This window comes from Streptomyces sp. NPDC018693, assembly GCF_044391385.1.
Taxonomy (GTDB): domain Bacteria; phylum Actinomycetota; class Actinomycetes; order Streptomycetales; family Streptomycetaceae; genus Streptomyces.
Genome location: NZ_JBIRZZ010000004.1, coordinates 253,929 through 272,238, shown reverse-complemented (window position 1 = coordinate 272,238; position 18,310 = coordinate 253,929). Strand labels below are relative to the sequence as shown.

At 70.9% G+C, this 18,310-nt stretch carries 17 protein-coding genes; 3 read left to right on the top strand and 14 right to left on the bottom strand.

The genetic code is table 11. The features are described 5' to 3' along the window. The first annotated feature begins 42 nt into the window (after window positions 1-42). Window positions 43-1,125, top strand: coding sequence for a lytic polysaccharide monooxygenase (locus ACH5AC_RS13240; protein ID WP_398861853.1), 1,083 nt, complete (start codon window positions 43-45; stop codon window positions 1,123-1,125). A gap of 76 nt (window positions 1,126-1,201) precedes the next feature. On the opposite strand, the gene ACH5AC_RS13235 is transcribed toward ACH5AC_RS13240, so the two are convergent. Then, window positions 1,202-1,873, bottom strand: coding sequence for a hypothetical protein (locus tag ACH5AC_RS13235; protein ID WP_398861852.1), 672 nt, complete (start codon window positions 1,871-1,873; stop codon window positions 1,202-1,204). A gap of 126 nt (window positions 1,874-1,999) precedes the next feature. On the opposite strand from ACH5AC_RS13235, the gene gcl reads away from it, so the two are divergent. Together gcl and ACH5AC_RS13225 are read left to right on the top strand one after the other, a co-directional pair. Then, window positions 2,000-3,787 carry a glyoxylate carboligase gene (gene gcl, locus ACH5AC_RS13230; RefSeq protein ID WP_398861851.1) on the top strand — a complete coding sequence of 596 codons (1,788 nt, stop codon included), beginning with the start codon at window positions 2,000-2,002 and terminating at the stop codon, window positions 3,785-3,787. A 299-nt stretch (window positions 3,788-4,086) separates the two neighbouring features. Next, a complete protein-coding gene (locus tag ACH5AC_RS13225; RefSeq protein ID WP_398861850.1) occupies window positions 4,087-5,301 on the top strand; it encodes a Shedu anti-phage system protein SduA domain-containing protein in 1,215 nt (404 codons plus the stop codon). A gap of 322 nt (window positions 5,302-5,623) precedes the next feature. Here the strand turns inward: ACH5AC_RS13225 and ACH5AC_RS13220 are convergent, their stop codons facing one another. The 13 genes from ACH5AC_RS13220 to ACH5AC_RS13160 form a co-directional block, all read right to left on the bottom strand. Next, window positions 5,624-6,535 (bottom strand): 2-hydroxy-3-oxopropionate reductase, encoded by a 912-nt coding sequence (locus tag ACH5AC_RS13220; RefSeq protein ID WP_398861849.1) that lies wholly within the window; start codon window positions 6,533-6,535, stop codon window positions 5,624-5,626. Between the two features lie 27 nt (window positions 6,536-6,562). Continuing rightward, window positions 6,563-7,384 carry a TIM barrel protein gene (locus tag ACH5AC_RS13215; protein WP_398861848.1) on the bottom strand — a complete coding sequence of 274 codons (822 nt, stop codon included), beginning with the start codon at window positions 7,382-7,384 and terminating at the stop codon, window positions 6,563-6,565. A gap of 162 nt (window positions 7,385-7,546) precedes the next feature. Continuing rightward, window positions 7,547-8,251 (bottom strand): hypothetical protein, encoded by a 705-nt coding sequence (locus ACH5AC_RS13210; RefSeq protein WP_398861847.1) that lies wholly within the window; start codon window positions 8,249-8,251, stop codon window positions 7,547-7,549. Between the two features lie 31 nt (window positions 8,252-8,282). Beyond that, entirely contained in the window at window positions 8,283-8,801 is a 519-nt protein-coding gene (locus ACH5AC_RS13205; protein ID WP_398861846.1) for a hypothetical protein, read from the bottom strand. Further along, window positions 8,774-9,982 (bottom strand): MCE family protein, encoded by a 1,209-nt coding sequence (locus ACH5AC_RS13200; protein ID WP_398861845.1) that lies wholly within the window; start codon window positions 9,980-9,982, stop codon window positions 8,774-8,776. The genes ACH5AC_RS13205 and ACH5AC_RS13200 overlap by 28 nt, the downstream gene beginning before the upstream one ends. Next, window positions 9,979-11,253, bottom strand: coding sequence for an MCE family protein (locus ACH5AC_RS13195; RefSeq protein ID WP_398861844.1), 1,275 nt, complete (start codon window positions 11,251-11,253; stop codon window positions 9,979-9,981). The genes ACH5AC_RS13200 and ACH5AC_RS13195 overlap by 4 nt, the downstream gene beginning before the upstream one ends. Then, window positions 11,250-12,377: an MCE family protein gene (locus ACH5AC_RS13190; protein WP_398861843.1), complete on the bottom strand. Its 1,128-nt coding sequence runs from the start codon at window positions 12,375-12,377 to the stop codon at window positions 11,250-11,252. Before ACH5AC_RS13190 ends, ACH5AC_RS13195 begins: the two co-directional genes overlap by 4 nt. Further along, complete coding sequence (locus tag ACH5AC_RS13185) at window positions 12,374-13,405, bottom strand: MCE family protein (RefSeq protein ID WP_398862208.1); 1,032 nt, start codon at window positions 13,403-13,405, stop codon at window positions 12,374-12,376. The genes ACH5AC_RS13190 and ACH5AC_RS13185 overlap by 4 nt, the downstream gene beginning before the upstream one ends. 35 nt (window positions 13,406-13,440) lie before the next feature. Beyond that, complete coding sequence (locus tag ACH5AC_RS13180; RefSeq protein ID WP_398861842.1) at window positions 13,441-14,463, bottom strand: MCE family protein; 1,023 nt, start codon at window positions 14,461-14,463, stop codon at window positions 13,441-13,443. Further along, window positions 14,460-15,707, bottom strand: coding sequence for an MCE family protein (locus ACH5AC_RS13175; RefSeq protein WP_398861841.1), 1,248 nt, complete (start codon window positions 15,705-15,707; stop codon window positions 14,460-14,462). Before ACH5AC_RS13175 ends, ACH5AC_RS13180 begins: the two co-directional genes overlap by 4 nt. 5 nt (window positions 15,708-15,712) lie before the next feature. Then, complete coding sequence (locus ACH5AC_RS13170; RefSeq protein ID WP_398861840.1) at window positions 15,713-16,537, bottom strand: MlaE family ABC transporter permease; 825 nt, start codon at window positions 16,535-16,537, stop codon at window positions 15,713-15,715. 3 nt (window positions 16,538-16,540) lie between these two features. Beyond that, window positions 16,541-17,311: an MlaE family ABC transporter permease gene (locus tag ACH5AC_RS13165; protein ID WP_398861839.1), complete on the bottom strand. Its 771-nt coding sequence runs from the start codon at window positions 17,309-17,311 to the stop codon at window positions 16,541-16,543. After that, entirely contained in the window at window positions 17,308-18,237 is a 930-nt protein-coding gene (locus tag ACH5AC_RS13160; RefSeq protein WP_398861838.1) for an ABC transporter ATP-binding protein, read from the bottom strand. The genes ACH5AC_RS13165 and ACH5AC_RS13160 overlap by 4 nt, the downstream gene beginning before the upstream one ends. Window positions 18,238-18,310: the final 73 nt, after the last annotated feature.

Sequence of the window (18,310 nt, the reverse complement as noted above, 5' to 3'; positions counted from 1 at the left end):
CAGAGATCACAGGAGATCACCGGAGAGAACTCAGGAGACACCATGGCTCGAAGCAGCAAACGCTCACTGTCCTTACTCGCGGTGCTGGCCACCCTGCTCGGCGGCCTCGGCCTGGCCCTGCTCGGGCAGGGCAGCGCACAGGCGCACGGGGTGGCGATGACGCCCGGATCGCGTACCTACCTCTGCTATCTGGACGCCCGGACCAGCACCGGAGCGCTGGACCCGACGAACCCGGCGTGCCGGGCCGCGCTCGCCGAGAGCGGTGCGACGTCGTTGTACAACTGGTTCGCCGTGCTCGACTCCCACGCGGGCGGCCGCGGCCCCGGCTATGTGCCGGACGGCAAGCTGTGCAGCGCCGGCGACCGCTCCCCGTACAACTTCACCGGCTACAACGCCGCCCGCGCCGACTGGCCCCGTACGCACCTCACCTCCGGGGCGACGATCAAGGTCAGGTACAGCAACTGGGCCGCGCACCCGGGAGACTTCCGGGTGTACGTGTCCAAGCCCGGCTACTCGCCCACGCAGCCGCTCGGCTGGGGCGACCTGGAGCTGGTCCAGACGGTCACCGACCCGCCGCAGTCCGGTTCGCCGGGCACCGAGTCGGGTCACTACCACTGGGATCTGCGGCTGCCCTCGGGCCGCTCCGGTGACGCGGTCATGCTCATCCAGTGGGTGCGTTCGGACAGTCAGGAGAACTTCTTCTCCTGCTCCGACATCGTCTTCGACGGCGGCAACGGCGAGGTGACGGGCATCCGCGGCTCGGTCGGCACCCCGACCCCGACGCCCACCCCCACACCGACGCCCACCGACCCGCACACCGGGTGCATGGCCGTCTACTCGGTGACCAACTCCTGGAACGGCGGCTTCCAGGGGTCCGTCGAGGTCATGAACCACAGCACGGCACCGCGTGACGGCTGGGCCGTGCGCTGGCAGCCGGGGGCCGGCACCAGGATCAGCAGTGTCTGGAACGGTTCGCTCAGCACCGGCTCCGACGGCACGGTCACGGTCAGGAACGTCGACCACAACCGGACCATCGCGCCGGACGGCAGTGTCACCTTCGGCTTCGTCGCCACCTCGACGGGCATCGACCATCCCGTCGGCTCGGTGGAGTGCGTCAACCCGTAGCACCTCCGTCTCTCCGCAGTGCCGCGCCGGCTCCCGCGTCCCCGGGAGCCGGCGCGGTCGTACGCGGTAGGGGACGTCAGCCGGCGGAGGAGGCGAACACGGCGGCGTGGTCGTTGACCGGCACCGGGGTGCCCGTCGGACCCAGCACGAACAGCGGCACGCCCAGCAGGGCGGCGCGGGCGCGGGCCTCGTCGGTGTACCCGGCGAGCGAGAAGTGGACACAGGAGGCGGAGTCCGCCATCGCGGTCAGCCACAGACACTCCACGTCCCGCGACGAGGCCGGCCACCGACTCGGATCCACCTGCACGAACAGCCCGCGCGCGGCGAGCGCGATCCCCGAGGGCGGGCGCTGGTCCGCCCGCCGGACGTCGCGGTGCCCGAGCCGGTGGAGATACAGCACGGTGGCGGTGACCGCGTCGCGGGCGGTGCGCGGGGGGATGCGGCGCGGGGGCGGGTGGGGCTTCTCTGTCTCGCCCCCGCTCCCCTGGACCGGGATCCGCAGGACCGCCCCGCAGCCGCAGCCCAGCTCCGGCCGTGGCCACTGGGTGACGCGGGCGCACGCCGGGCAGCGCAGCCTGATCCACTCCTCCTCCCAGGCGCGGTGGAGGACGGGCGCCGGTGCCGTACGGCGATCCAGCACCGGAGTGATCGGGGCGCCGCACGCGCACGGGTAGGACGGCGCGGTGTACACGCGCTCGCTCCGGCAGGCCGGGCAGCGCACCGGCACGCTCTCGGGCATGGGCCCCATCGTGCTCCACCCGCCCCCGGTTTGTCCGACGCTTGACGCCCTTCACCCACCCACCTACATTGCTTCCAGATAGTAGAAAATATTTTCCACTATGCGGAAATCGGACGGCCGAAGCAGGAGTACTCCATGGCTCGAATGACCGCTGCCCGTGCGGCAGTTGAGATCCTCAAGCGTGAGGGCGTCACCGCCGCGTTCGGCGTCCCGGGCGCGGCGATCAACCCCTTCTACGCGGCGCTCAAAGCCTCCGGCGGCATCAACCACACCCTCGCCCGGCATGTGGAGGGCGCCTCCCACATGGCCGAGGGCTACACCCGCACCCACCCGGGCAACATCGGCGTCTGCATCGGCACCTCGGGCCCGGCCGGCACCGACATGATCACCGGCCTGTACTCCGCCACCGGCGACTCGATCCCGATCCTGTGCATCACCGGCCAGGCCCCGACCGCGGTGATCCACAAGGAGGACTTCCAGGCCGTCGACATCGCCTCGATCGCCAAGCCGGTCACGAAGACGGCGGTGACCGTCCTGGAGGCCGCGCAGGTCCCCGGCGTCTTCCAGCAGGCGTTCCACCTGATGCGCTCCGGCCGCCCCGGCCCGGTGCTGATCGACCTGCCGATCGACGTCCAGATGACGGAGATCGAGTTCGACCCGGAGACGTACGAGCCGCTCCCGGTCTACAAGCCGGCCGCCACCCGCGCCCAGATCGAGAAGGCGATCGGGATGCTCAACGCGGCCGAGCGGCCGCTGATCGTCGCCGGTGGTGGCGTCATCAACGCCGACGCGGCCGAACTCCTCGTCGAGTTCGCCGAGTTGACGGGTACTCCGGTCGTCCCGACCCTCATGGGCTGGGGTGCCATCCCCGACGACCACGAGCTGAACGCCGGCATGGTCGGCCTGCAGACCTCGCACCGCTACGGCAACGCGACCTTCCTGGAGTCGGACTTCGTCCTCGGCATCGGCAACCGCTGGGCCAACCGCCACACCGGCAGGCTGGACGTCTACACGGCCGGCCGGACCTTCGTCCACGTCGACATCGAGCCCACCCAGATCGGCAGGATCTTCGCCCCCGACTACGGCATCGCCTCCGACGCGAAGGCGGCCCTGGAGCTGTTCGTGGAGGTGGCACGGGAGTTGAAGGCGGCCGGCGCGCTGCCCGACCGCTCGGCGTGGGCGGCCTCGGCGCAGGAGAAGAAGGCCACGCTCCAGCGTCGTACGCACTTCGACGACATCCCGATCAAGCCGCAGCGCGTCTACGAGGAGATGAACAAGGCGTTCGGCCCTCAGACGCGGTACGTCACCACCATCGGCCTCTCGCAGATCGCCGGCGCCCAGATGCTTCACGTCTACCGGCCGCGGCACTGGATCAACTGCGGCCAGGCGGGCCCTCTCGGCTGGACCGTCCCGGCCGCGCTGGGCGTGGCCAAGGCCGACCCGGAGGCACAGGTCGTCGCCCTCTCCGGGGACTACGACTTCCAGTTCATGATCGAGGAGCTGGCGGTCGGCGCGCAGCACAAGATCCCGTACGTCCATGTCCTGGTCAACAACTCCTACCTGGGGCTGATCCGCCAGGCGCAGCGGGCGTTCGACATCGACTTCCAGGTCAAGCTGGAGTTCGAGAACATCAACGCGCCCGAGCTGGGTGTCTACGGCGTCGACCACGTCAAGGTCGCCGAGGGCCTGGGCTGCAAGGCGATCCGGGTCACCGACCCGGACGAACTGGGCGCGGCCTTCGAGCAGGCGAAGAAGCTGGCGCAGGACTACCAGGTCCCGGTGGTCGTCGAGGCGATCCTGGAGCGCGTCACCGACATCTCCATGTCGACCACGAACGACATCTCCGACGTCGTGGAGTTCGAGGAGATCGCGACCGAGCCGGCGCACGCGCCGACGGCCATCAGGACGCTGACGAAGCACTGACGCGACGGCACCCGGGCGAAGGGGCGGTCCGACCCATCGGTCGAACCGCCCCTTTGTCACGTTCGGCCTGCCGGGACCCCCGTTGGACGCTCCGGGTTCCGCATGGTGCCGGATCGGCCGCCGCGGGACCCGCCGCCCCCGTGCCGGCGGGCCCCACGTGACAACAATGTGCCCTCCCCACAGGCCAGTTGAAGCCTTCGGACCCGTCTTCAGAGCTTCATTTGAGGTTGACGTACGCACGCTACGACCCCTGCCGTACACACCGGGGAGTGTCACAGGCATGGTCCACAATCCGCGTCATGGCGACGCGCAGCGACATGACACTGGAACGGCAGCTCCAGCAGGTGGAGAAGGAGACGGCCGAGGAGGCGGTGCGGGCCGCCCTGGCCGCCGTCTCCGCCTATATGCACAGCGGGAGCAAGGGCAGACGCAGAGAGGGCAAGGAACTCGTACGGCTGCTGGAGGCGGCCCGGGGCGAGGCGGCGGGCGCGGGGGAGTGGCATGTCGTGCGGCTGGTGCAGGACTCCATCGACTACGCCGAGGGCCGCATCCTGCGCCACGACTTCGAGGAGCGCTACCGGATCTTCCAGGACGGGGCCCGAAGGGAGCGGTTGCGTGACTTCGCGGCGAGCAGTGTGCGGGCGATGCACGAGTGGATGGTCGCGGCGGGCGAGACATACCTGCGGGAGAACCCGGGGGCGAGTGCCGAGGAGACGCTGAAGCACTTCCGGGCCCAGGGAGCGGACTCCAAGTTCTTGCAGGCGCCGGAGGACCGGCCGGGGCGCTATGTGATTCCGCGCGGCATGGCCGAGATCTCGCTGTGGGTGGAGCGCCTGCTGAGGAGCGATCGTGTCGAGGTGGAGGACCCGGCGGGGGCAGCCCGGCGGATCGTCGCCTCGCCCGAGGCGCTGGCGCTCCTCGCCGCCGACGACCAGGGGCAGTTGATACTCCAGGCCGCCGAGCTGCGGCGCCGCGCCGCCGGCCTGGACGCGCTGCGGACGGTGGTGGAGGACCGGACGGCCACGGAGGCGGACCTCCAGCACGCCCTCGAAGGCAACCACTGGATCTTCGGCGGCCGTTTCGTCGGGGAGGCCGTGCACCGCAGGCTGGTGCCCGGCGACGAGGTGGACATCCCGCTGATACGGGCCGACGGCGCGCTGCACATCGTCGAGTTGAAGCGGTCCATGAGCCTGGGCAAGCCCCTGATCAAGCGGCACCGCAACGCCTGGGTGCCCGCCGCCCCCGTGCACGAGGCCGTCGGGCAGGCCGTCAACTACCTCGTCGGCCTCGACGAGCAACGCGAGCGCATCCGCGAGGAGTTCGGCATCGAGACCCGGCGGGCGAGCGCCCTGGTCCTCGTCGGGCACCCGGGCCTGCATCCCGAGGTCCCGGAGGAGGAGGTCAGTGAGGTTCTGCGGACCTTCAACTCGCATGTCACCCGGGTCGAAGTGCTCACGTACAAGGAGCTGTTGGACAGTGCCGAGCGCTCCCTCGCCGGTGTCGGGCCGGCTTAGGAGCGCTCGGTGTCGTGTGGCCGTCCGGCGGCGCGAGGCTGGGCGCGACTCAGTACGTTCGCGCCGCCGGACGGGGTCTCTTTATGTGGAGGGCTGGGACCGCGGCGGTTGCGACGGAGCCGGGACGCCTTCCCTCAGGTCGAGAAGGGAGTTCCGGGTCCTTCACCACCGCACTGGCTCGCACGCCGCCGCGGTCCTCGCCTGCCCGCCGTACCGCGCGATCACCCCTCATCGGGATCGCTGGGTGGCGGCGGGTCGGTTCCGGGTGGCGCCGCCGCTCGGGCGCGACAGGACATGTCGGCGGCGGCGCCACCCGGAGGTCTCAGAGCTGGGCGCCGGACAGGCGTTCCACGGCCCGCAGCAGGGCCGAGTGGTCCAGGCCGCCGTCACCCTGGGCGCGCAGCGACGCCACCAGCTGGGCGACCGTCGTGCCGACCGGCAGGGCGGCCCCGACCGACCGGGCGGCGTCCGTGACGATGCCCATGTCCTTGTGGTGCAGATCGATCCGGAAGCCCGGCTTGAAGTCCCGGTTCAGGAAGTTGTCCTTCTTGCGGGTCAGGACCGTGGAGCCCGCGAGCCCCCCGCCCAGTACCTCCAGCGCCGCCTTCAGGTCCACGCCCGACTTCTCCAGGAAGACCACGGCCTCCGCGCACGCCTGGATGTTCACGGCGACGATCAGCTGGTTGGCGGCCTTCACGGTCTGACCCGAGCCGTGCGGGCCGCACAGCACGATGGTCCTGCCCAGCGCCCCGAAGATCGGCTTGGCGAAGTCGAAGTCGGTCTGCGCGCCGCCGACCATGATGGACAGCACCGCCTCGATGGCGCCGGCCTCACCGCCGGAGACCGGGGCGTCCAACACCCTGATGTCCTTGTCGTGGGCGGCCGCCGCCAGGTCGATCGAGGTCTGCGGGGTGATCGAGGACATGTCGATCAGCAGGGCGCCGGAGCGCGCGTTCTCAAGGATGCCGTCCGGGCCGTACGCGACGGCCTCGACCTGCGGCGACGCCGGCACCATCGTGATGATCACATCGGCGTCCCGCACGGCCTCGGCGATCGAACCGGCCGCGGTGCCCCCGGCGGCGGCCAGGCGGTCCAGCTTGTCCTGCTCCAACGTGTAGCCGGTGACGGAGTAACCCGCCTTGAGCAGGTTCTCGGACATGGGGGAGCCCATGATGCCGAGGCCGATCCACGCGATCGCCGGGCGGGTCGGGTGGGAAGGGGCTGCGAGACTCATCGGGGGTGCCTTTCTCAGTGCAAGGGGTCAGCGGGACAGCCAGTCGAACGCCTCGGCGCTCGGGCGGTCGCCCGGCTTGTACTCGAGGCCGACCCGGCCGTCGTAACCGGCCTTCCGCAGCCGGCCCAGGAGGTCCTCCAGCGGGAGGGAGCCCGTGCCCGGGGCGCCGCGGCCGGGGTTGTCGGCGATCTGGACGTGGCCGGTCCTCGCCGCGTACTCCTCGATCGCCGACGGCAGGTCCTCGCCGTTCATGGACAGGTGGTAGAGGTCCATCAGGAAGCGCGCGTTGCCGAGGCCGGTCGCGGCGTTCACCTTGTCGACGACACCGACCGCGGCCGACGTGCTCACCAGCGGGTACAGCGGCGACTCGGGCTTGTTCAGCGCCTCGACCAGCAGGATCGCGCCGATCCGGTCGGCGGCCCGGGCGGCCAGGGTCAGGTTCTCCAGCGCGAGCGCGTCCTGCTCGGCCGGGTCGACGCCCTCGACGCGGTTGCCGTAGAGCGCGTTGAGCGCCTTGCAGCCCAGTGACCGCGCGAAGTCGGCGACCACGTCGATGTTGGCGCGGAACCGCTCCGACTCCTCGCCCGGGACCGACAGCGCGCCGCGGTCCGGGCCGGGCAGCCGGCCGGCGTAGAAGTTCAGGCCGGTGAGCCGGACGCCGGCGTCCTCGATCGCTTTCTTCAGGGCGTCGAGCTCGGCCCGCTCGGGGGTGGGCGAGTCGACCCAGGGCCACCACAGCTCGACCGCGGTGAAGCCGGCCGCGGCGGCGGCCGCGGGGCGCTCCAGGAGCGGGAGTTCCGTGAAGAGGATCGACAGGTTGACGGTGAAGCGCTGCTCTGCGAATCCCATGGATCCCGCGCTCCCTTCCAGGTGTCATTCCGTATTGTGGAAGCTTGTTTCTGCTTAATGGAAGATTGCCTGTGGTCGGGGAGGGCTGTCAAGAGCGCGCGCGCAAAAGTGCCCCCGCGCGGGCTGCGCGGGGGCACTTCTGCAGAACGGTTCCGGCGCTGGTCAGAGCGCGTCCACGGCACTCACCTTCCAGCCGTCGGCGGTGCGCGTCAGCGTCATCCGCACCCGGTTCAGATCCAGCCGGGAGCCCACCACCTGCGTGCTCTGGGTGACCTGGTTGACGAACAGCAGGACGACCGCCTCGTCCGGCGCGGCCGACACCACCGAGGCCGTCGCCACCGTCGCCTTCACCACCCCGCGGTACTTCGTGGCGGTCGGTCCGACCACCGCCTTCGTGGTCCTGCCGTACTCCTCGCGGAAGTCCCCGGTCAGCCAGGCGCGGGCCCGGGCGAAGTCACGGTCCAGATGCCGGTGGTCGTACGACAGGACGACCGGCGCCGCCTTGCGCGCGGCGGCGAGCGCCTGCACCCGGGCGGCTTCCGTCCGCCGGCCCTCCCGGTACTCCCGGCCGAGGAAGCCGACGGCGACCAGGACCGCCGCGAGGAGGGCGCACAGGAGCACGGCTCGGACCCGGCGACGACCCTTCCGGGGTTCGGCGGGGTCCTGCGGCGCCGGCTCCGGCGGGTCGTCCCAGCCGTCCCGCCCGTCCGGCGGTTCGACCCCGACGGTACGAGCGGACAGGCGTCCTTCCTCGGCATGCTCGGGCCGCTGGGTGCTGCGCTTGGCCGCCGCGCGGGCGGCCGCGGTCAGGGTGCGGGGTCGCGCGGGGGAGCCGGCACCACGGCCTCGGGTGGTCGGATACGACACGGTCTGTCTCCTCACTGGTCGGCCGAACCGGTCAACCGACGAACTCGACGTCGGAGGTCAGCCAGCGGCCGCCCTCCAGCACCAGGTCGAGCCGCAGCCGGTACGTCCGCGCCTCGCCCTGCGGCACGGCGGTGTTCGTCACCTTGCTGTCGGCGACGACGAGCACCTGCGCCGAGCGTGCGTCGGACCGCACGATGCCCGCGTCGAGGATCTGCCCCTCGGACACCGACTTGTTCCGCGCGACCAGCTGGGTCAGCTCGGTGGTCTGCGCCGCGAACTCCTTCTTGAAGTCGCCGGTGGCACCCTTCAGGACGTTCTCGCTGTCCCGGGCGTAGTGCCGGTAGTCGAGCGAGGTGAAGTTCAGCGCCGACTGGCGGGCCGCCGCGAGGATGTCCTGGCGGCGCTGCTCCGTCGCGCGCTGCTCCGACAGTCGTAGCCCCAGCCAGCCGGACACCACGGTCGCGAGGACAAGGGCGACGGCCACCCCGGCGGTCAGCGGTCCGACCCGCCACCGGCCCCGGTTCATGCCATCGGTCCGACGAGCAGCCATTGCCACGACTCCTTTCCGAACGCCGCCTGTTCGCCGCCCGTCGAGCCGATCTCGACGGACGCGTAGCCCGAACCGGCCCTGCCGCCGGGGGCGTTCTGCGCGCCGCGCACCGAGGTGGCGCTGCCGCGTGGCTCCGTGCACCGCGCGTCGGTGTTCGCCGCGCGGGCGGAAGTGTCGGCCGGGTCCCGCCACCGGGTGCCGTAGCCGCGGGTGCACGGCGGCGGCTCGTCGGCGTTGATCACCAGCCCGAAGTGGGTCGTGCCGTCCCCGGGCACGACGGTGTAGCTGCCCGAGACGGTCAGCGGGAAGGTGACCATGGCCTGCTCCACACCGGGCAGCCGGGCCAGCGTCACCTGGCCGCCGCTGATGAGGTTGGCCAGCAGCACCGACAGATGGGGCCGCGCCGATCTCAGCAGGGAGTCGATCTCCCGCGCGGCGGGCGGCGCGTTGTCGACCAGCCCCCGCAGATCGCCGTCGCTCGCCTTCAACTGCTCGGCGAGCAGCGCCAGATCACGCGCGAAGGACTTGATGGACGAGCCCTGGTCGGCCTGCGTCCTGAGGACCGTGCGCGCGTCCTCGATCAGCGCGACCGTCTCCGGGAGCGCCTCGGACGCCGACTCGACCAGCGCGTTGCCGGAGTCCACCAGACGGCTCAGCGCCGGTCCCGTACCGGCGAACGCCTTGCCCAACTCGTCCACGGTCGTGCGCAGTTCCTCCCTGTCCACGGAGTTCACCAGCCGGTCCAGGCTGAGCACCAGGTCGGTGGTGGGCAGGGGCACCCGGGTGCGGTCGCGCGGGATCGGACTGCCGTCCCTCAGGTACGGGCCGTCGGCGCGGCGCGGTTGCAGATCGACGTACTGCTCGCCGACCGCCGACCGGTGCGCGACCACGGCCACGCTGTCCGCCGGGATGCGCGGCGCGCCGTCGTCGATCTCCAGCGCCACCGACACCCCGTCGCCGGTCAGCCGCAGCTCGCCGACGCGGCCCACGGGCACCCCGCGATAGGTGACCTCCGCGCCCGGGAAGACGCCCCCGGAGGCGGCGAAGTCGGCCCGCACGGTGTAGCCGCGGTCGAGGACGGCGTCCGCCAGTCCGGTGTAGTTGACGCCGACGTACGACACCCCGACGGCGGTCAGGGCGGCGAACGCGGCCAGCTGGGCCTTGACCGTACGGGTGATCACGGCTGTATCCCCTTCAGCATCAGCTCGGCGAGCGCGAGGTTCACGCCCGGCGGGAAGCGGCGCCCGTCGCCGGTTCCGCCGTGGGCGGCGGTGCAGATCGGCGGGCAGAGCAGGTCGCCACCGCCCTCGGTGGGCGGGGAGGGGACGGCGGGCGCCGACGGGGTGGTGGGCAGCGGGACGCCGGGCACCTCGGGGAGGTCGTCAGGGATCTTTGGAGCGTCCGGCAGGGCGCCACCGGGCTCCCTCGGCTCCACCGGCTCTTCGGGCTCGTCGGACAGATTCCCGTAGATACCCGTCAGATCCAGGTCGGCCGTGACCGCCAGGTTGACGTAGTCACCGTGGATGGCGTCCACCACATTGCGCGGGAACGGGTAAGTGGTGAGCAGTTCAAGGGAGTTGGGCAGGTCGCCGCCCGCCTTGACGAGCTGTTGGAGGATCGGCCGGAGCGCCTTGAGGTTGGCGACGGTGTCGTCCCGGGAGGCGTTGACCACCTGGGTGCCGGTCCTGCCGAGGTCGGCGAGCGCGGTGAGCATGGTCGTCAGGTCGTGGCGCTGGTCGGCGAGGATCTTCAGTGCCGGCGGCAGCTCCTGCACGGCCTGGGCGATCGTCTCCTTCTCCGCGCCGAGCCGTACGGCCAGCCGGTCGATGCCCTCCAGGGCGCGGACGATCTCCGTGCGCTGCTCGTCGAGGCCGCCGAGGAACGTGTCGAGTTCCTTCAGCAGGGCCCCGACCCGGTCCTCGCGGCCCTCCAGGGCGTTGTTCAGCTCCACGGTGATCGTCTTGAGCTGGGCCACCCCACCGCCGTTGAGCAGCGCGGACAGGGCGGACAGCACCTCCTCGATCTCCGGGTTGCGGCCGCTGCGGGACAGCGGGATCACATCGCCGTCGCGGAGCCGTCCGACGGGGTCGGCGCCGTCCGGTGCGGACAGGGCGACGTACTTCTCGCCGAGCATGCTGGTCTGGCGCAGGCCCGCGACCGCGTTGGCGGGCAGCTTCACCGAGTCGGCGATCCGCAGCCGTACGCGCGCGTGCCAGCCGTCGAGCTCCACCTTCTCGACGGCGCCGACGGTGACGTCGTTGACCTTGACCGTGGACTGCGGCACCAGGTCGAGGACGTCCCGGAACTCGACCGTGACGCGGAAGGCGCGGCCGTCCGCCGCGGCGCCGCCGGGCAGCGGGATGTCGTACCAGCCGTGGAACTCGCAGCCGGTGAGCAGCAGGGAACCGATCGCCGTCCATGCCGCCACCCGGCCGGTGCGGGGAGCCGTCATGCGCGCACCTCCAGGATTCCGCCGAGAGTCCGGTCGACCGTGCCCACGGCCGCGGGCACCGCCGGCACCTCGGGCAGGGTGGCGAACAGGTCCCGCAGCTCACCGCAGTCGGCGCTCTTCTCCCCGGTGGTCTTCAGCAGGGAGCACAGCAGGGAGGCCGGGTCCTGCGGATCCTGCGGGTTGTTGCGGGTGTCGAGGGTGCCGGAGGACGGGTTGTAGGCGTTCTGCAGGTTCGACAGGCCCGTCGGGGCAACCGTCAACAGCTCCTCCAGAGCGGCGCGTTGGGTGACCAGCACCTTGGTGACCCTGCTCAGGCCCGCCACGTTGTCGGTCAGCGACCGCTTGTTGTCCTTCACGAACGCGGACACGTCGCCGAGCGCGGCCGCCAGATGCTTCAGCGCCGCCGCGAGGTCGTCGCGCTCCCCGGCGAGCTGCTCCGCGACCGTGGTGAGGCTGGTGTTGAACGACCGCACGCTCTGGTCGTCGGCGGCCAGCGCGGCCGTGAACACCTGGAGGTTCTCGATCGTGCCGAACAGATCGCCCCGCCCGTCGGACAGGGTGGTCACCGCCCGCGAGAGGTCCTCGACCGTCTGGTGGAGGTTCTCGCCCTGCCCCTGAAGGTTGTCCGCGCTCACCCCGAGCAGCCGGGACAACGCGCCGTCCTTGTTGGCGCCCTCCGGGCCGAGCGCCTCGGCCGTGGTGTGCAGACTGTCGAAGACCCGGTCCAGCTCCACGGGCACGGCGGTGCGCGACTCGGGGATCACCGCGCCGTCCCGCAGCACCGGGCCCTTCCGGTACACCGGCAGCAGCTGCACGTAACGGTCGCTGACCACCGAGGAGTTGATGATCGCGGCCTGCGCGTCGGCCGGCACCTTCCGCCCCTCTTCGTACTCCAGCACCACCCGCACCCGGCCACCCTCCGGCGTGATCTCCTTCACCTCCCCGATACGCACACCGAGCACCCGCACGTCCGAGCCCGGGTAGACGCCGACCGTGCGCGGGAAGTACGCGGTGACCCGGACCGTCTCCGAGCGCGGCCACAGCGCGACGGCCAGTACGGCGACGAGGGCGAGCGCGACGACCAGCACCGCGGGCCTTCTGATGCGTCGGATCGTTCGGGTCATCGGGAGCCTCCCGTGCGCGGCACCACCGGAGCGGCGACCAGGTTCTGGACGTACGAGTCGAACCACCGCCCGTTGCCGAGGGTGTTGGTGAAGACCCGCACATAGGGAGCGAGCAGCTGGACGCTGCGGTCGAGGCTCGCCTGGTTGCGTTCGAGCATGCTGACGAACGTGTTGAGGTTCTTCAGGGCGGGCCCGATCTGCTCGCGGTTTTCAGAGACCAGGCCGGACAGCTCGATGCCCAGCTGGGCGGAGCTGGTGAGCAGCGTGTGGATCGCCGCACGCCGCCGGCTGATCTCCTGGAACAGCTTGTCGCCGTCCTCGACCAGCGTGGTGAAGTCCTTGGTGTGATCGGCCAGCACACCCGTGACCCCGTGCGCGCGGTCGAGCAGCCCGCGCAGCGCCTGGTCGCGGGAGGCGACGGTCTGCGAGATCCTCGACAACCCCTCGATGGACGCCCGCACTTCGTCCGGTGAGTCCTCGAAGGTGGTGGAGATCGTGTCCAGCGCCTTCGCCAGCCGCTCGGTGTCGACCTCCTCCGTGGTGGTCGTCAGATCGCTGAACGCCTGTACGACGTCGTACGCCGACACCGTGCGCGCCAGCGGTATCTCCGCGCCCGGCTCCAGCCGCCCCGGACCCTTCGGGTGCAGGGCGAGGTACTTGGCGCCGAGGATGGTCTTCACCCGGATCGACGCGCCGGTGTCCGCGCCGAACGCCGCCTCGTCGTCGACCTCGAAGGTGACCTTGACGTGGTCGCCGTCCAGGTCGACCTCCTCGACCTCGCCGACCTTCACCCCGGCGATCCGCACCTCGTCGCCCGGCCCCAGCCCGCCGGCCTCCGAGAAGGCCGCGCTGTACGTCTCCCCGCCGCCGATCAGCGGCAGGTCGTCGGCGTTGAAGGCGGCGACGGCCAGCAGGGCGAGGGTGGTGAGGCCGACGGCACCGACCAGGACCGGGTTCCGCTCCCGGAAGGGCTTCACACGAGGCATCCGGATCCGGGGCAGCTTCGGCGGCAGGACCCGCACCTTCATCAGCGGCTCCGGGCGCCGCCCGCGTCGTACGAGTCTCATGCGCCGCACCTCGCCCGCGCCACGTGCAGCTCAGGAGTGAGCACCTCCCGTGTCTTCGGCAGCACGATCCGGCCGTCGAAGTCGCAGAGGTAGAAGTTGAACCACGAGCCGTAGGACGCCGTCCCCGTCAGCTCGTTGAGCTTGTTCGGCAGTCGCTGGAGCACGCCCTCCACCGTCTTCTCGTTCCTGTTCAGCGTTCCGGTCAGCTCGCTCAGCCCGGCGATGTCGTCCTTCAGCGGCGGCCGCGCGTCCTTCAGCAGCCCCGAGGCGGCCGCCGTCAGGTCGCCGATGCTCACCAGCGACTGGCCGATGGGCACGCGGTCGGCGGACAGCCCCGAGATCACCCGGCGCAGCTGCGTCAGCAGCTCTCCGAACCGGGTGCCGCGCCGGTCGAGCGTCTCCAGCACGGTGTTGAGGTTGTCGATCACGGAGCCGACCAGCCGGTCGCGGTCCGCGAGCGTCGTGGTGAGCGACGCGGTGTGTGCGAGCAGGCTGTTCACCGTGCCGCCCTCCCCCTGGAGGGTCTTGATGATCTCGGTGGCGAGCTGGTTGACGTCCTCGGGGCTGAGCGCGGCGAACAGCGGCTTGAAGCCGTTCAGCAGCGCGTTGAGGTCGAGGGCGGGCTGGGTGCGGGACAGCGGGATGGTGCCGCCCGGCCGCAGCCGGGTGCCGTCGCCGGTGCCCTCGGTCAGCGCGATGTACCGCTGTCCGACCAGGTTGCGGTAGCGGACGACCGCGCGGGTGCCCGCGAGCAGCGGCCGGTCCTCGGCGACGGTGAAAGTGACCTCGGCCAGTGTCCGGTCCTTGATCCGGATGCCCTCCACCTCACCGACCCGCACCCCGGCCACCCGGATGTCGTCACCCTCCTGGAGCCCGGTGACATCGCTGAACACCGCGCGGTAGGTGTGCTTCGGCGCGAAGGTGATGTTGACGATGGTCGCGGCGAGCAGGGCCGTCGCGGCGACGGTCACCAGCGCGAACAGGCTGAACTTGATCAGTGGAGCCGCGGTGCCTCTCATACGACGCTCACCGCCGTCCCCCGGGCCAGCGGCCCGAACAGCAGGGTCGCGACGGGCGGCACCTCGTCGGCGGGCACGCCCAGGACAGGGGCCACGAGCGAGCCGACCGCCCGCTGCTCGGCCTGGGTGGCGGACACGGGCAGACCTCCGGGAAGACCGCCGCCCGAAGAGCCGGGCGACGTACCGTCGTCGAGATGGGGTTTCGGCGCGGGCACGTGCGGATGCGGCAGGCCCCGGCAGTTCGGCCCCGACCGTTCGCCGTAGCGGGGCTCCTCGCCGGGCTGATAGGCGCCCTGCGGCCGGACGACCTCCAGGGTGATGCGCATCTTCCCGCCCCGGAACGCCTCCTCCGACGCCTTCTCCTGCCGCACCAGACCCTGGAAAAGGCAGGGGTACTCGGGGGAGTAGCGGGCGAACAGCTCCAGCGTGGGGCGGGAGACCCGGCCCAGCGTGATCAGCCGCTCGCCCTCGGCGGCGAGGAGGTCCTCGGCGGTGCCGGCCGTGGTCGCGGTGGTGCGCAGCGCGGCGGCCAGCCGGTCCTTCTTCTCCACGATCGTGCGGCTGGTGGTGACCGTGGCGCGCAGGATCCGCAGCAGGTCGGGCGCCGCGTCGCCGTACACCTCGGCGACATCGGCGAACCGCGTGATGTCCTCCTTCAGGGACGGCAGGTGCGGGTTGAGGCGGCGCAGATAGTCCTCGACACGGACCAGGTTGTCGCCGATCCGGTCGCCGCGGCCCTCCAGCGCGGTGGCGAACGCCGAGAGCGTGGCGCTCAGTTCACCCGGCCGCACGGCACGCAGCAGCGGCAGCAGGTCGTTCATCAGCTGCTGCAGCTCGATGCCGACCGTCGTGCGGTCCTGTGTGATCACGTCACCGGCGCGCAGTGGCCGCGCCGTCGAACCCTTCGGCGGCACGAGATCGACGTACTTCTCGCCGAACAGCGTCTTGGGCAGCAGCCGCGCGTGCACGTCCGAGGGGATGAGCCGGACGTGCTCCGGCTTCAGCGCCAGATCCAGGGTGGCCTTCTCCCCGTCCGCCCGCACGGCGCGCACCTCACCCACCAGCAGGCCGCGCAGCTTGACGTCGGCGCGCGGGTCGAGCTGGTTGCCGAGGCGGTCGGCCTCCAGCGTGACCCGTACGACCGGCGTGAACGCCTGCCGGTACACGGCCACGGCGAGCGACAGCAGCAGCGCCAGCACGGTGAGGAAGACCACCCCGTACAGCCGCAGTCTCAGCACGCGCACCGGCCTCACCCCGCGATCCGAACGGTGGTGTTGGCGCCCCAGATCGCCAACGACAGGAAGAAGTCGACGACGTTGATCGCCACGATCGACGTCCGCACCGCACGTCCCACCGCGACCCCGACGCCCGCCGGGCCGCCGCTCGCGTAGTAGCCGTAGTAGCAGTGCACCAGGATGATCAGGACCGCGAAGACGATCACCTTGCCGAAGGACCAGAGCACGTCCACGGGCGGCAGATACTGGTGGAAGTAGTGGTCGTAGGTGCCCGTCGACTGCCCGTAGTAGCCCGTGGTGATGGTGCGGGCGGCCAGATACGACGACAGCAGGCCGATCACGTACAGCGGGATCACCGCCACGAACCCGGCGATCATCCGTGTCGTCACCAGGAACGGCAGCGACGGCACGCCCATGACCTCCAGCGCGTCCGTCTCCTCGCTGATCCGCATCGCGCCGAGCTGGGCGGTGAAGCCGGCGCCGACCGTCGCGGACAGCGCCAACCCGGCCACCAGCGGGGCGATCTCACGGGTGTTGAAGTACGCCGACAGGAACGCGACGAAGTTGGAGGTGCCGAGCTGGTTCAGGGCCGCGTAGCCCTGGAGGCCGACCTCGGTGCCGGTGAAGAAGGACAGGAAGGCGATCACCCCGACCGTGCCGCCGACCACGGCGAGCGCGCCCCGGCCGAAGCTCACCTCGGCGAGCAGCCGCAGCACCTCCTTCTTGTAGCGGCGCAGCGTGCGGGGCGTCCACCCCAGGGAACGCCCGTAGAAGACGAGTTGGGAGCCCAGCTCCTCCAGGGAGCGGAGGGGGCGTCTCAGGAGTTCTGACGGTGTCATCGGTCAACCCCTCTGCGGGACGACCTGGAAGTACACCGCGGTCATCACGAAGTTGGTCACGAACAGCAACATGAAGGTGATCACCACCGACTGGTTGACCGCGTCGCCGACGCCCTTGGGGCCGCCCTTCGCGGTCAGCCCCTTGTACGAGGCGACGATCCCGGCGATCGCCCCGAACACCAGCGCCTTCAGCTCGGCCGCCCACAGGTCGGACAGCTGGGCGAGGGTGGTGAAGGAGGCGAGATAGGCGCCGGGCGTGCCGTTCTGGAGGACGACGTTGAAGAAATAGCCGCCCGCGACGCCCACCACCGACACCAGGCCGTTGAGGAGCACGGCGACGACCATCGAGGCGAGGACGCGCGGCACGACCAGCCGGTGGATCGGATCGATGCCGAGCACCTGCATCGCGTCGATCTCCTCCCGGATCTTGCGTGCCCCCAGATCGGCGCAGATCGCGGTGCCGCCCGCGCCCGCGATCAGCAGCGCGGTGACGATCGGCGAGGCTTCGCGCAGCACGGCGAGCACGGAGGCGGCACCGGAGAAGGACTGGGCGCCCAACTGCCTGGTCAGACTGCCGATCTGCAAGGCGATGACCGCGCCGAAGGGGATCGAGACGAGCGCCGTCGGCAGGATGGTCACGCTCGCGACGAACCACGCCTGCTGGATGAACTCCCGTGTCTGGAAGGGCCGTCGGGGGATCGTCCGGACGACGTCCAGGGCCAGCGCGAAGAGATTGCCGGAGTGCCGCAGCGCTCCGACGGGCGACAGGCTCATGCCCCGGCCACCTCCTCCTTCTTCTTCTTCTCCTCGTCTTTCGCGATGGCCTCCCAGCGGGGCGGGCGGGTGATGCCGGGACCGGGCAACAGGCGCGGGGTGAGCTCCTGGCGGTCCGGCCCCTCGGTGACCTGCGCCAGCTCCTGCTCGACCTGCGCCGCGTCCTTCTCCTCGGCCATGCCGATGGGCCCCTGCATCCGCCCGTTGAGGAACTGCCGGACGACGGGCTCGTCACTCGTCAGCAGTTCCTTCCTCGGCCCGAACATCACCAGCTCCCGCCGGAACAGCAGTCCGATGTTGTCCGGGACCTGGCGGGCCGAGGCGATGTCATGGGTGACGATCAGGAAGGTCGCGCCGGTCTGCGCGTTGAGGTCGACGATCAGCTGGTTGAGATACGCGACGCGGACGGGGTCGAGGCCCGAGTCCGGCTCGTCGAACAGGATGATCTCCGGATCGAGGACCAGCGCCCGGGCCAGCCCCGCCCGCTTGCGCATTCCGCCGGAGATCTCACCGGGCAGCTTCCGCTCGGCGCCGATCAGGCCGACCATGTCCATCTTCTCCAGCACGATCCGCCGGATCTCGCTCTCGGACCTGCGGGTGTGCTCACGCAGCGGGAAGGCGATGTTGTCGTAGAGGTTCATGGACCCGAACAGCGCGCCGTCCTGGAAGAGCACGCCGAATAGCTTCCTGACCTCGTACAGGTCGTGCTCACGCAGTTTCGTGATGTCCCGGCCCTGGATCGTGATCGAGCCACGGTCCGGCCTCAGCAGCCCCACGAGCGTCTTGAGAAACACCGACTTGCCCGTCCCCGAGGGCCCGAGCATGACCGAGACCTCCCCGGCGGGCAGCGTCAGCGAGACGTCCTGCCAGATGACCTGGTGGCCGAAGGACTTGGTCAGCCCTTCCACACAGATCTCGACACCCATCCGGTTCACCCTTCAGCCCGTGGAGCAGCTCCGACATCTGCTCTACGGGGAGGGGACGGGCGTCCGTCGCCGA

Excerpts from the sequence above, each read along its gene's own strand:
- ACH5AC_RS13165 (WP_398861839.1), bottom strand. The coding sequence starts at position 17,311 with ATGAGCCTGTCGCCCGTCGGAGCGCTGCGGCACTCCGGCAATCTCTTC.
- ACH5AC_RS13220 (WP_398861849.1), bottom strand. The coding sequence starts at position 6,535 with ATGAGTCTCGCAGCCCCTTCCCACCCGACCCGCCCGGCGATCGCGTGG.
- ACH5AC_RS13160 (WP_398861838.1), bottom strand. The coding sequence starts at position 18,237 with ATGGGTGTCGAGATCTGTGTGGAAGGGCTGACCAAGTCCTTCGGCCAC.
- ACH5AC_RS13190 (WP_398861843.1), bottom strand. The coding sequence starts at position 12,377 with ATGACCCGAACGATCCGACGCATCAGAAGGCCCGCGGTGCTGGTCGTC.
- gcl (WP_398861851.1), top strand. The coding sequence starts at position 2,000 with ATGGCTCGAATGACCGCTGCCCGTGCGGCAGTTGAGATCCTCAAGCGT.
- ACH5AC_RS13195 (WP_398861844.1), bottom strand. The coding sequence starts at position 11,253 with ATGACGGCTCCCCGCACCGGCCGGGTGGCGGCATGGACGGCGATCGGT.
- ACH5AC_RS13205 (WP_398861846.1), bottom strand. The coding sequence starts at position 8,801 with ATGGCTGCTCGTCGGACCGATGGCATGAACCGGGGCCGGTGGCGGGTC.
- ACH5AC_RS13240 (WP_398861853.1), top strand. The coding sequence starts at position 43 with ATGGCTCGAAGCAGCAAACGCTCACTGTCCTTACTCGCGGTGCTGGCC.
- ACH5AC_RS13225 (WP_398861850.1), top strand. The coding sequence starts at position 4,087 with ATGGCGACGCGCAGCGACATGACACTGGAACGGCAGCTCCAGCAGGTG.
- ACH5AC_RS13235 (WP_398861852.1), bottom strand. The coding sequence starts at position 1,873 with ATGGGGCCCATGCCCGAGAGCGTGCCGGTGCGCTGCCCGGCCTGCCGG.
- ACH5AC_RS13185 (WP_398862208.1), bottom strand. The coding sequence starts at position 13,405 with ATGAAGGTGCGGGTCCTGCCGCCGAAGCTGCCCCGGATCCGGATGCCT.
- ACH5AC_RS13180 (WP_398861842.1), bottom strand. The coding sequence starts at position 14,463 with ATGAGAGGCACCGCGGCTCCACTGATCAAGTTCAGCCTGTTCGCGCTG.
- ACH5AC_RS13215 (WP_398861848.1), bottom strand. The coding sequence starts at position 7,384 with ATGGGATTCGCAGAGCAGCGCTTCACCGTCAACCTGTCGATCCTCTTC.
- ACH5AC_RS13170 (WP_398861840.1), bottom strand. The coding sequence starts at position 16,537 with ATGACACCGTCAGAACTCCTGAGACGCCCCCTCCGCTCCCTGGAGGAG.